The sequence below is a fragment of the Pedobacter hiemivivus genome, assembly GCF_004331685.1.
Taxonomy (GTDB): domain Bacteria; phylum Bacteroidota; class Bacteroidia; order Sphingobacteriales; family Sphingobacteriaceae; genus Pedobacter; species Pedobacter hiemivivus.
Genome location: NZ_SJSM01000001.1, coordinates 801,694 through 814,169, shown reverse-complemented (window position 1 = coordinate 814,169; position 12,476 = coordinate 801,694). Strand labels below are relative to the sequence as shown.

General features: G+C 40.5%; 9 protein-coding genes. 5 read left to right on the top strand and 4 right to left on the bottom strand.

Annotation, left to right across the window (positions count from 1 at the left end; translation table 11 throughout):
• Nucleotides 1–198: 198 nt before the first annotated feature.
• The 3 genes from EZ444_RS02915 to EZ444_RS02905 are packed head-to-tail and all read right to left on the bottom strand — an operon-like array spanning nt 199 to nt 2,819.
• Nucleotides 199–1,380: a chromate transporter gene (locus EZ444_RS02915; protein ID WP_131607035.1), complete on the bottom strand. Its 1,182-nt coding sequence runs from the start codon at nt 1,378–1,380 to the stop codon at nt 199–201.
• Nucleotides 1,381–1,390: 10 nt separating this feature from the next.
• Nucleotides 1,391–1,918 (bottom strand): hypothetical protein, encoded by a 528-nt coding sequence (locus EZ444_RS02910; RefSeq protein WP_225874612.1) that lies wholly within the window; start codon nt 1,916–1,918, stop codon nt 1,391–1,393.
• 43 nt (nt 1,919–1,961) lie between these two features.
• Nucleotides 1,962–2,819: a chromate resistance protein ChrB domain-containing protein gene (locus EZ444_RS02905; protein ID WP_131607033.1), complete on the bottom strand. Its 858-nt coding sequence runs from the start codon at nt 2,817–2,819 to the stop codon at nt 1,962–1,964.
• Nucleotides 2,820–3,141: 322 nt separating this feature from the next.
• On the opposite strand from EZ444_RS02905, the gene EZ444_RS02900 reads away from it, so the two are divergent.
• The 3 genes from EZ444_RS02900 to EZ444_RS02890 are packed head-to-tail and all read left to right on the top strand — an operon-like array spanning nt 3,142 to nt 7,249.
• Nucleotides 3,142–3,987, top strand: a complete 846-nt coding sequence (locus EZ444_RS02900) for a metallophosphoesterase family protein (RefSeq protein WP_131607031.1) — start codon at nt 3,142–3,144, stop codon at nt 3,985–3,987.
• A gap of 19 nt (nt 3,988–4,006) precedes the next feature.
• Nucleotides 4,007–4,798 carry a hypothetical protein gene (locus EZ444_RS02895; protein WP_131607029.1) on the top strand — a complete coding sequence of 264 codons (792 nt, stop codon included), beginning with the start codon at nt 4,007–4,009 and terminating at the stop codon, nt 4,796–4,798.
• A 9-nt stretch (nt 4,799–4,807) separates the two neighbouring features.
• Nucleotides 4,808–7,249 carry a bifunctional YncE family protein/alkaline phosphatase family protein gene (locus EZ444_RS02890; RefSeq protein ID WP_131607027.1) on the top strand — a complete coding sequence of 814 codons (2,442 nt, stop codon included), beginning with the start codon at nt 4,808–4,810 and terminating at the stop codon, nt 7,247–7,249.
• Nucleotides 7,250–7,299: 50 nt separating this feature from the next.
• Here EZ444_RS02890 and EZ444_RS02885 read toward each other — a convergent pair whose 3' ends face one another.
• Nucleotides 7,300–8,313, bottom strand: coding sequence for a LacI family DNA-binding transcriptional regulator (locus EZ444_RS02885; RefSeq protein ID WP_131607025.1), 1,014 nt, complete (start codon nt 8,311–8,313; stop codon nt 7,300–7,302).
• 146 nt (nt 8,314–8,459) lie between these two features.
• On the opposite strand from EZ444_RS02885, the gene EZ444_RS02880 reads away from it, so the two are divergent.
• Together EZ444_RS02880 and EZ444_RS02875 are read left to right on the top strand one after the other, a co-directional pair.
• The gene (locus EZ444_RS02880; RefSeq protein ID WP_131607023.1) at nt 8,460–9,350 is read left to right on the top strand and encodes an inositol oxygenase family protein; all 891 of its coding nucleotides are present in this window, start codon (nt 8,460–8,462) and stop codon (nt 9,348–9,350) included.
• A gap of 228 nt (nt 9,351–9,578) precedes the next feature.
• Nucleotides 9,579–12,470 carry a SusC/RagA family TonB-linked outer membrane protein gene (locus tag EZ444_RS02875; protein ID WP_205945197.1) on the top strand — a complete coding sequence of 964 codons (2,892 nt, stop codon included), beginning with the start codon at nt 9,579–9,581 and terminating at the stop codon, nt 12,468–12,470.
• Nucleotides 12,471–12,476: the final 6 nt, after the last annotated feature.

Below are 12,476 nucleotides of genomic sequence, written 5' to 3'. Positions count from 1 at the left end.
GATGAGGTAAGTATGCTTTTTTGTGTTCTTTCAATGTCTAACAGCTGTAGAGGAATAACAGCCGAAGCGAATTATGGTTCTGATTTTTTCATAACTTCCAAAATCCTTTTCTATGCGTTTCAGCAGCAACATAATTAACAGGTAGTAAACCTACCCCGCCTAAGATGACCGAGGTTTTTAAAAACTCATCTCTTTTCATTACAAAAGTGTTTTAAGTATGATTCCAATTATAGCTGATGCCAATATGAGATGTGGTTCTTTTATTTTTTTTAGGTAGATCAAAGCAAGCATACTAAATATAGCGATTAAGGCAGTCGGAATATCTACAATTGCCCGTATAGCGATAATAATTACAGCGCCTACAAGCGCGCCAATCACCACTGCTGTAATGCCATCCACAAATGCTTTGATACTGGTGTTTTTTGCAATCTTTTTAAAGGAAGGGGCCAGTGCTACCGTAAAAATATAACAAGGTAAAAAGGTAGCGAGCGCGGCTACACAGGCTCCGGGAAAACCAGCTACCAGATAACCGATAAATCCAACAGTGATCACGACAGGCCCAGGAGTGATCATTGCTACAGCTACAGAATCCAAAAACTCATGTTCGGTAAGCCAGCCAAATTCCTGAACCACTCCGCCATGTAAAAAGGGAACGATAGCCAAGCCACTGCCAAATACGAATGCACCCGCTTTTAGAAAGAACCAACCAATTTCCTGAAGGGTCTTTCCATCATAATGCCAAAATCCAATGCCAAGTAATATTATTGATGGCGCAGCAGCAGGGCGTTTGATCCATTTTGGAGGTGACTTAGCCACCATGTAAATCAGACCACAGCCTGCAAAAAGCAGAATATCTTCCTTTTCAGTAATCACAGTGACCACAATACCAACTAGATAAAAAATCCATAAGAGCCATTTAGACTTGATGGCTGCAAAGTCAAGGCTACTCACTGATTTAATGGTCAGTTTATAGGCACTAATGGCAATGATGCCAATTACAGCAGCACTTACTCCATAAAACACGGCCTGCATCCCTGGCAATCCGCTATAAAGCTTATATGCAATACCTAATAGCACTACCATGATAAAAGAAGGGAGTACAAAAGCGAGCCCAGCTAAAGTCGCACCTATTAATCCATAGTGGACAAAGCCAACGTAAATACCTAGTTGAGCGGCCAATGGCCCTGGTGCCAGTTGAGCAAGTGCCAGCCCCTCTTTATATTCCTCTTCCGTAATCCATTTCTTGTTCTCTACCAAATCACGATGCATGTAGCCTACAAGTGCAACCGGGCCACCAAATCCCCAGGTACCTAATTTTAAAAAATATGTAGTAAGCTCAATCTTTGAATAAGCGGGTTTTATGATCAGTTCTTTTTCCATGTCTATATATTTAAAATGAAATGCCAAACTGGAAACCAATACCAAAAGAGGAGGGAAGGTCATTCCCAAAACGGGCGGGCAAAGGAAGAGCAATGAAATAACTACTGCCTTTGTTTTTCTTCAGAACTTTATTAAAAACAGGAGTTAGACCATACCTGCCAGATGTTTCAAAAGCAGCTCTGCCTGCAAAAGTAAAACCATTTCCAAGGGCAACAAGTACACCGGGATGGAACAATACATTGTTTACTTTGCTTCCGCTACTTGTAGCTTTTACAAATGGTACAATTTCACTGCTGAAACCAATTTTTGCACTCTTCCAGATGTTTATCCCTATTGGCATCCCAACAACATAGCTGTCTTTAAAATTTGTATGGGTTCCATCCGAACTAAAAGTAACAATGGGATGGACAATTCCAACATACCCGGCAATTTTGGGATAAGTTTGAATAGGCGTTTGTTGGGAATAGCCAGTAATTGAAATCAAGAGGCTACCCATTAACAAGATAGCGAAGCAGGTTTTATAGATTGTCGTTTGCATAGCACAAGGCTACGGACGTTATAGAGGATAAAATAGAATGGTTTTAACTATTAGGACGTATTTTACCTTTTTGATTGTTCTTTTTGTATGCAGAAGGTGTTAAACCTGTTTCGAGTTTAAAAATGCGTGCGAAATGACTTTGGTCGGAAAAACCTGTCAGATAGGCAATTTCGGAAAAGGAATAATCAGAAGTTTCAACGAATACTATAGCCTTATCTATCCTAAGTTTTCTAATGTACTCGCCAAAGGAAAGGTTATCAAAATACTTGGAGAATTCTCTGGAAACATAGGCCGGATTTACATTTAGTTCTTGTGAAATCCCTGTTAAGCTCAGTGCAAGGTTAGTATCAATCTGATCCTGTATAATGGTTTTTAGTTCGGTTGCCCAACCAGGTATTTTTCCAGTAGTGCCTTTTTTCAGAAATTTTTGGTAAACATCAACCAATAACTGTTCTACGGGGCTTTCTGTGTGTTTTACATTTTGTAGATGTTTTGCCCAAGTATACAGCGCATCATAGATCACTTTTCCAGCTTCTAACAACTCTAAATCATCTTTAATATTATAAGCCATACCAGCAGCAATCGCCCACAGTCCAGCGCATTGGCTTGATAGGTGATGTTGGTCTGTATCTGCACCTCTTACAATGGGAGCCATTACCTTGAGCGCCGGGTCATTTAATTTGTACTTTTTAATCAGTGCATCAAAAGTACATTGATCATTTTGATGTGTGAGTTCAACACCCGGAACATCAAATGGAATTGCATCCAATTGTTTAGCTAGCTCAATAACCTGATCGAATGGTACATAAAAAAAAACTGCATTCTTGTCAATGAAATTACTGATCAGCCAGGGACAGGCGATACGGTCTATTTTTGGTCTTTCACGGGTGATCCAGTTCATTTTTATCTTTAACTATATATCAAACTTATGATTATTTTTCGATCATTAAATAGTATCCAGTTTTAGTCAAGTGAAGGCCAATGTTATCTTTCGATTTCCTGGCGAATATGCCCGTAGACATACGGCGATGGTTCGGGGCGCAATGCTGTAGGAGGCTAATCTAAAATTGATACATGAATTATTCTTCTGGTAACCTATGTATAATATGGCAATTACGAATGTTATGTTAAAGGCATGTTAAAAATTATTTAACACAATGGTTTTATTTACGTAAAACTAATTGAAGATCTTCATCTTATTTTTGGGGTTTAAATCTACAATGATGTCTGACAGAAGAGAGTTTATAAAGGCTAGTGTAGCAAGCTTAATGCTAGCAGGAATATCTGCTCCGGTAATTGCCCTGACGCGGAACGAAGAATATCCAACATCCGGACCGGAAAAGAAAAACAGGTTGCGCTTTGCTATTGCGTCGGATGGACATTACGGTCAGCCCAATGTAGATTTTAAAAAAGATCATGAAAATATCGTGCGCTGGTTAAATGAAGCTCATGCTCAAAAACCACTAGATTTCGTCATCATCAATGGTGATCTGGTTCATGACAGACCTGATCTGCTGGCCGTTGTTAAGAAAGAACACTACGACCATTTGAAAGTACCCTTTTTCGCAGTTCCCGGAAATCATGACATGGCCGATACGGCGCTCTGGAAATCGGTGTTTGGTTATGAAGACAATTTTTCATTTATCAAAAACCAGGTAGGCTTTGTGCTGGCTAATACTTCCAATACAAAAGGAAAATACCTCTGCCCGAATAATGATTTTTTGAAGACAGAACTCGACAAGCTGACTGCTTTAAAGACAGTCTTTGTTATCCTGCATATTCCGCCGCATTTTTGGGTTCCCGAATCTCCTTTTATCGAATGTCCGGATACTATTAGTCTGCTGCACAGCTACCCAAATGTAAAAGCCGTTTTTCATGGTCACGATCATAGTCTGGATTCGGTATTCTATACCGGCAAGTTGCCGCACTTTTTTGACGCGCACATTGGAGGAAACTGGGGTACATCCTACAAAGGTTACCGCATTGTGGAAGTAGATGAAAATGAAAAGATCTGCACCTTCCAGGTCAATGCAAGCGCAAGTCCCATGCTAAACGAAACTAAATTTTAACTATTTGTCCCTTATTGATATGAAAAAACTACTACTTATTAGCCTGTTGTTTCTGAGTGTTAACTGTGTTGCGCAAACTACCGCACAGCCTTTTCTATTTAATGTAAATACCTTGACTGGCGATAAGCCATATTGGAATCTGCAATATTCTGGAAGCTATGGTGAGCGTGCCACGGGGCAGTTCGGCTATGACGGATTGGGGCAGCAGTTTGGCTTAAAAAGCTACCTGGGTAATCGTTTTACCTTATACGCTACAGCAGCTGTTGGTTTTGCTAATGGGGGTGGGGTGAGTTCAGCACAGCAGGCCGAAGTATTAAGGGACTTTATTGGAGGCAAAAAGGCCGAAGGTTTTAGACTTGGTGCGGGATTGGGTGCGAGTAGGGATTGGTCTAATGTCAAATCGGCGATTAGCAGGATAGCGCTTTCTTTTGATCAGCAAAAATGGCGCGCTGCAGGAAACCTACGTTTTGAAAAAGCATTTGACAGCAGTAGGGATAAACTGGATTTTATCAGCAGTCTTGGCTTTCAATACCGCCTTGCGCCCGCATTGTTTTTGGGCTTTGAAGCCATAGGGCAAGACCTTGAAGGGTTTTGGGATAAAGAAGAAGCTGAAGGGGGCGCAAAACTCATGGTTGGCCCTTCTATCAATTTGAAGCCGCAAAATTCCAGGCTCTCCTTCTCTATTGCTGGCGGACCGGTATTCTATGCTACAAGAAGCAATATTATTCCCTCAGAAGCGATCCGTGAGTTAGGTGCTTCAGCTAATGGATATTCTCTCCGGGCTTTGGTTAATTTTGAACTGTATAAATAACAACGACACATGAAGAAGATTTTATATATACTGTTACTCGTTGTTTTTGCACAATCGAGTTACGCCCAATGGCCAGGTAAAACCGGCAAAAGCAATCAAATTCTACTGCCTAATGGCTGGAAGCTTAGCCCTGCTGGGCGCTCAGTTCAGCTAGGTGATCTGCCGCTCAATATGCAACTGAGTTCATCCGGAAAATTTCTGGCCATCACGAATAACGGACAAAGTACACAATCGCTGCAACTGGTTGACCCAAAAACCGAGCAGATACTAGACGAGCGCGTATTGAGCAAGTCATGGTATGGACTAGCGTTCAGTAAAGATGAGCAACATTTGTATGTGTCTGGAGGAAATGACAACTGGATCCTTGACTTTAAGATAAAAGGCAACAAACTGGGCAATAGTGATACAATCACACTGGGGCCTGTATGGCCAAAAGGTAAGATCAGTCCTGCAGGAATTGTTGTCAATCGAGCCAATAACCGGTTATACACTGTCACGAAAGAAGACAGTATCCTTTATATAATTCATCCCGCTGAAAAGAAAATCCTTCAAAAAATTCAGCTTCCCGCAATCGCTTACAGTTGCGCACTTTCGGCAGATGAAACCAAATTGTACGTATCCTTATGGGGTGGAAAAAGCATAGCGGTGGTTAATCTTGCTGAAGAGAGAATCGCACAGGTCGTTCCTGTCGGAGATCACCCCAATGAATTATTGCTAAACAGAAAAGGGACGATCCTATTTGTCGCCAATGCCAGCGATAATACCGTATCTGTGATCAATACGCTTTCAGGTAAGGTCATTGAAACCATAGCAACAACTTTGTACGCTACACAGTTGACCGGCTCTACCACCAATGGATTGGCATTGAGTGTTAACGAGAAAACGCTGTACATCGCCAACGCGGATAACAATTGTCTGGCTGTATTTGATGTAAGCAAGCCCGGAATCAGCCAAAGTCAGGGTTTTATCCCAGTGGGCTGGTACCCAACAAGTGTAAAAGTACTTGGCAACAAGATATTGGTCACAAATGGAAAAGGAAATACCTCGTTGGCCAATCCGCAGGGGCCACAGCCCATTTCCAAAGTGGACGATAGTGGATATCATATGGGTAGCACAGCAAACAGAAGACTGCAATATATTGCCGGTCTGTTTAAAGGTAGCCTGTCTTTCATTGACGCACCTAAAACCGAGCAGCTGAAGAACTACACCAAGGAAGTGTACGCCAATACCCCATTTAGTGACAAAAAAACGATCCTGGCAGATGGGGAGGCCGGAAACCCGATCCCCAGAAAATTGGGAGAACAATCCCCAATAAAGCATGTATTTTACATTATTAAAGAAAACCGTACTTATGATCAGGTATTAAGTGATATTCCAAAAGGCAACGGCGACTCTTCTCTTTGTCTGTTTGGAAGAAAGATTACGCCAAACCAGCACGCTCTTGCAGAGAATTATGTATTGCTTGATAATTTTTATGTAGATGCTGAGGTGAGTGCCGATGGACATAACTGGAGCATGGCAGCATATGCAACTGATGTAGTGGAAAAGACCTGGCCAACGAGTTATGGAGCGCGTGGTGGATCCACCAGTTTTGAAGGCGGTAGACCAGTTACCTATCCGAAAGGCGGGTTTATATGGGATTATTGCCAGCGTGCAGGTGTTTCCTACCGTAGCTACGGAGAATTTGGTAGCTATGCAAAAGCCAATATCAAATCGCTACAGGGGCACATGTGTCCAAACTCTCCAGGATTTGATATGGATATTACGGATCAGGTTAGGGCAGATACCTGGCAGCATGATTTTGACTCTTTGCTCAATGCAGGTAGTGTTCCACAATTCAGTACCTTGAGGATATCAAACGACCATACCAGCGGACAGAAAAAAGGAAAAGTTTCTCCTCAGGCAGCAGTCGCCGATAATGACCTTGCTGTAGGCCGCATCATAGAACACTTGTCTCACAGCCCGATCTGGAAGGAGTCTGTGGTGTTTATCCTTGAGGATGATGCCCAAAATGGCCCTGACCATGTGGATGCGCACCGCTCACCAGCTTATGTGGTGGGACCTTATGTGAAGCGAAATACAGCTATCCATACCATGTATTCAACTTCAGGTTTCCTGCGTACCATGGAACTCATTTTAGGGCTGCCACCAATGAGCCAATACGATGCAGCAGCGATGCCCCTTTACGAATGTTTTACCAGCCAACCGGATCTAACACCTTATACTGTGATTCAACCTTTAATTAACCTGGATACCCGGAACGTGGCCAACAATGAAAGTAGCAGGCGCTCTGAGCTCTTTAATTTTGCCAAAGAAGATTCTGCACCAGATTTAGATCTGAACGAGGTGGTCTGGAAGTCGGTAAAAGGAGAAAATTCCATCATGCCTGCCCCAAAAAGGAGCGCTTTTGTAATCTTGGAAAAGAAAAAGAAGGATGATGACGACTATTGACCGAATTATAGGAGTTAAAGAAATGGATTTGTGATGATTTTCAGCTTCGATCAATGGCTGGTCGACCCCCTTACAACAAGTGTAGAAGGAATAATAAAATCTTCCTTTATTAAACTAAAGTTTCTATTTTCCAAAGCTCTAAATAAGAGCGTAGCAGCCGTTTTTCCCATTTCGAAAGCAGGCTGTGTAATCGTAGTGAGTGATGGATTAAGAATAGCCGCTGTTTCCAGGTTAGAGAAACAAACAATTTTTACATCTTTGGGTACTTTCAGTTTTAATGCTTCACAGGCCATGTAGACAGGCGTTGTTAGTTTTTCAACCGACGCGATGATGCCGTTTGGCTTATTTTTTTGTTGCAGTAACTTTTTAATTAACAGGTAATTTTGTTCTGCATCATTACTGCAATGAATGATATATTTTTGATCTACTTTTATTTGATAATCGCTCAATGCCTGTAGGTATCCCTCCAATCTTTTATTACTAATGGATAAACTTTTTGAAATACTTAAAAAAGCAATTTGATCACAATTTTGTTGGATCAGATGTGCGGTGGCTTTATAGGCACTTTCAAAATCGTCGGTAGTAATCTTTGCTGTTTCTACATTGTCGCAAGCGCGATCAAAAAAAACTAGAGGTAGACCATTTGCAATTAAATCGCTGATATGATTGCATTGTGTGGTTTCCCTCGAAACTGATAATAGCACGCCATCTACTCTTCCCCCTTGAAATTCTTTTAGAATAGTTCTTTCATTTTCAAAACTTTCATGCGTTAAACAGATCAATACATGATAACCTTTTTCTTTGGCTACGGATTCGATGCCATTAATGGCCAAAGAAAAAAAACTATCGGCTACTTCGGGTATCACCACGCCAATATTTTTACTTTTCCTGCCCCGTAAGCTGCTGGCATAAGGATTGGGGACATAGTTGAGTCTTGCTGCTGTTTCCAGTACGCGCCGCTTGGTTTCTTCACTTATCTCATAGCTGTCATTTAAAGCCTTTGAAACAGTAGAAACTGAAAGGTTTAGCTCAAGCGCAAGTTCTCTAATATTGATATTCTTCATTGAATGGACATTGTGAATACAACCTACAAAATTTCTTTGATAATTGATGATTTATAGCGAATACGGTTTCGTAAATAAAGCTAATCCGTTATGCAATAAGTGAGTTAAAAAAACTCCAAATTAGAATAACCAAATATGATGTAGTGATGGGAACAAATCAAAACAACCTCAGCTCAAAGGAAGCTAATCCTTTAGCCAATCTCGATGAATGGGAAGACGATTTATTGAGACGGTATCCTGAACCGGATAGTATCGCCACTGCGAAAACAACAGAGGAGTATCGTAATTACGATGAGCCTGCCAGAGATACGGTTAAAGAATTTTATAGGATAAACCATACCTATCAAACCTATGAGTTTGTAAAGGGAAAACGAGACAACTATTTAAAATTTGATAAAAAGGAAATGCCCATTTGGGATGCTTTCCAATTTTTAAATCAATTGGTAGATGATTCAGATCCCGATACGGACTTAGATCAGTTTCAGCATTTACTGCAAACATCTGAAGCCATTCGTCGCGATGGCCATCCCGACTGGATGGTGCTGGTAGGGCTAATGCACGACATGGGGAAAGTACTTTGTTTATTTGACGAACCACAATGGGCTGTAGTTGGTGATACGTTCCCAGTAGGCTGCGCCTTTTCAGATAAAATTGTATATCCCGAATTTTTCAAAAACAATCCTGACTATTCCAATCCCGAATACCAAACCCAATATGGGATCTATAAAAAAGGCTGTGGTTTGCGTAATGTAACCATGTCATGGGGGCATGATGAATACGTTTACCAGATGCTTAAAGATTATATCCCCGAAGGTGGCCTTTACATGCTCCGTTATCACTCCTTTTATTCATGGCATCGTGAGGGCCAATATGAATACTTACTTGATGATAAGGATAGAGAGATGTTAAAATGGGTGCAACTGTTTAACCCTTATGACCTGTATTCAAAAAATCCTGTACCACCAGACTGGAACCAGCTAAAACCCTATTACGAAGACCTTGTTGCAAAATACTTACCTGCAACTTTAAAATTTTAGAATATATCTTCCTTTAACAAATTGGTGTGATTCTAATAACAGAGAGTTAACCTGTTTGCTCTAACTTGTCAATAAGTAATTTCAAAACAATCTAAATTATTTCATATGAGGAAAATTTACTTTTATTATTTACCGCGGTGTCTAAAATTATTTTCTGCTGCGCTAATTATCTGTTTTTGTGTTTTCACACCAGGAAATACTTTCGCAAAAATAGATATTTTAAGTGTTATGAGGCAAAAAACGGTTTCTGGAAAAATCGTAGATGCTGAGGACGGGAAAGCCCTGCCAGGAGCAAGTATCGCAGTTAAAGGGGGGACCCAGGTTACAAGCGCCGATGCAAATGGAGCTTTTACCATTACTGTTCCCGATGACAATTCAATTCTGATCATTAAGTATATTGGCTATGCTACCCAAGAAATTATCGTTGGCAACAGAACCCGAATACAAGTATCCCTAAAAGCTAGTACATCCGATTTATCTCAGGTAGTGGTTGTAGGGTATGGCTCCCAAAACAAAAAAGATGTAACGGGAGCTATAAAATCATTAAAGAGTGACGAATTTAATAAGGGTATCATTAATTCTCCACAGCAATTGCTACAGGGCAAAGTATCAGGTGTAAATGTAACTTCTGCCAGTGGCGAACCTGGCGGTCCTACCGGGATTAGTGTTAGGGGACCGGGTGGAATAAGATCGGGTAATTCACCTCTTTTTGTAGTAGATGGTTTGCCTTTGGACAATTCAAATACGGGCAGTGGTGATCCGCTGAGCTTTATTAATCCGCAGGATATAGAATCGATCGACGTGCTAAAGGATGCATCTGCAACCGCTATTTATGGTTCTCGTGGGGCAAATGGGGTAATCATCATTACCACTAAAAAGGGCAAAGGAGGTGCCTCAACGCTTGCAGCTTCTGCGAGTCTGGGAATTTCAACATTGGCAAGAGCTTTACCAGTTTTAACGGCAGACGAATTCCGTATTGAAGTACCAAAAGCAGGGGGTGTTCTTGATGACAAAGGCGGTTCTACCGACTGGCAAAAAGAAATAACCAGAGTTGCCAAAACTCAGAACTATAATATTACCATGAGTGGAGGAGGAGATAAACTGGCCTATTTTTCTTCGGTAGGGGTACAAAAACAAGAAGGTATTATTAAGAAAAATGACCTTAATCGGTATTCAGGAAGGTTTAATGCGACTCAGAAATTTTTAGAAGACAGATTAGTGGTAGATATCAATCTGAATGCTAGCAATACCAAACAGCAACGCCCGCCTATTACGAACATATTAGGCGATGCGCTCATTAATAACCCAACTTACCCAGCTAAGGATGCGAACGGAATGCCTATTCTCTATCAGAATATCAACAATCCATCCTTATTTTTTGACTTAGATAAAGAAACCACCACCACAAACCGGGTAATTGGTAACATTTCTCCTTCTATGAAAATTATTAAGGGGCTTGTTTATAAAGTGAATTTAGGTGTTGATAATTCTACTGCAACACGCGATGTGTTGAACTTACCAAATGCAGTTCCCTTACGTGATGGAAGATTAGAGACTTTTTATAACACCAACACAAATACGTTAATTGAAAATTACCTTACTTATAATTGGAGTAACACCAAGCATAATTTATCAGCACTAGGGGGACATTCCTACCAAAGAATCTTTGTACAGCAAAGAAATAATAGCATCAACAAATTTCTAGTGGGTGGGGTAGATCCAATTTATAACCCCGGTGTAGGACAGGAATTAACCTTAGGTAGCAATAGGCCCGGAGGATTTGCATTAATCAATGAGCTGCAATCATTTTTTGGAAGAGTCACTTACCAGTACAACGAAAAGTATTTGTTTACCGCTAATTTTAGAGCAGATGGTTCTACTAAATTTGGAGCCAACAATAAATACGGATATTTCCCATCTTTCTCTTTAGGATGGAAGATTTCGGAAGAGGATTTTATGAAGAATTCGATTTTTAGTAATTTGAAATTAAGAGCTGGTTATGGTATAACGGGTAATCAGGAAATTCCACCTAAAATTACACAGGCCTTATTTGTATCTAATGCAACTGGAAGCTATCCGCTTTATCCAACTGGGGCTTATCCGGCCGGAACAACTTATGCTCGATTTGCAAACCCAGATATCCAATGGGAAACTTCAAAACAGACAGATATAGGCTTAGACTTTGGTTTGTTTAAAGGAGCGCTAACAGGAACAATAGATGTGTTTAACAAAGTTTCGAAGAATATTTTGCTACTGGTAATTCCAGCAGATCCAGTTCAGCCGGCACAAGAAGTATGGTCTAATGTAAAAGATATGACCATCACCAATAAGGGTATAGAATTTGAATTGGATTATCGACATAAATCGGAGTATGGCATAACTTATAATATTGGTGGTAACATTACTTACATCAAAAACAAGGTGCAACATTCTCCATATTCTGTGATTCCTGCCGGGTCTGTTTCTGGTGCTGGTATTACCTCATCAACCATCAATGGATATGTAAATGATCAGCCTTTGGGAACGTTCTTTTTAAAGGAATTTACAGGCTTTGATGCTGCGGGCTTAAGTACTTACCGCGATACAGACGGGGATGGTCTTGTTACTGATAAAGACAGGATTTCGGCTGGTACAGCTTTACCTAACACGATGTATAATTTTTATGCCAGTGCTGCATTCAAAGGATTCGATCTCAGTATCAATTTTAATGGTGTGTCTGGAAATAAAATCTATGATTATACACAGAATGTAAGTTTTTCTAAATTAAGGCTCGCAAAAAATGCGAATGCGACCAGAGAAGCTATTGCTAATCCGACAGAGTCGTTAAACAATCCAACTCCTGTATCTACGAGATACCTTAAAAATGGCGCCTACCTAAGACTGAACAATGTTTCGCTGGGCTATAGTTTCAATACCAAAGATTTAGGGGTAAATAAATGGTTTTCTAACATCCATCTATCTGTAACAGGTCAAAATCTTTTTGTAATCACTGATTATACTGGTTATGACCCTGAGGTAAACAGCGACAGAGCAATCGATGGCGTTTCTTCTTATGGAATTGACTTTTTAAGTTACCCGAAAGCTAGATCCATTGTTTTTGGTTTAAACTTCTCATTTTAATAATTA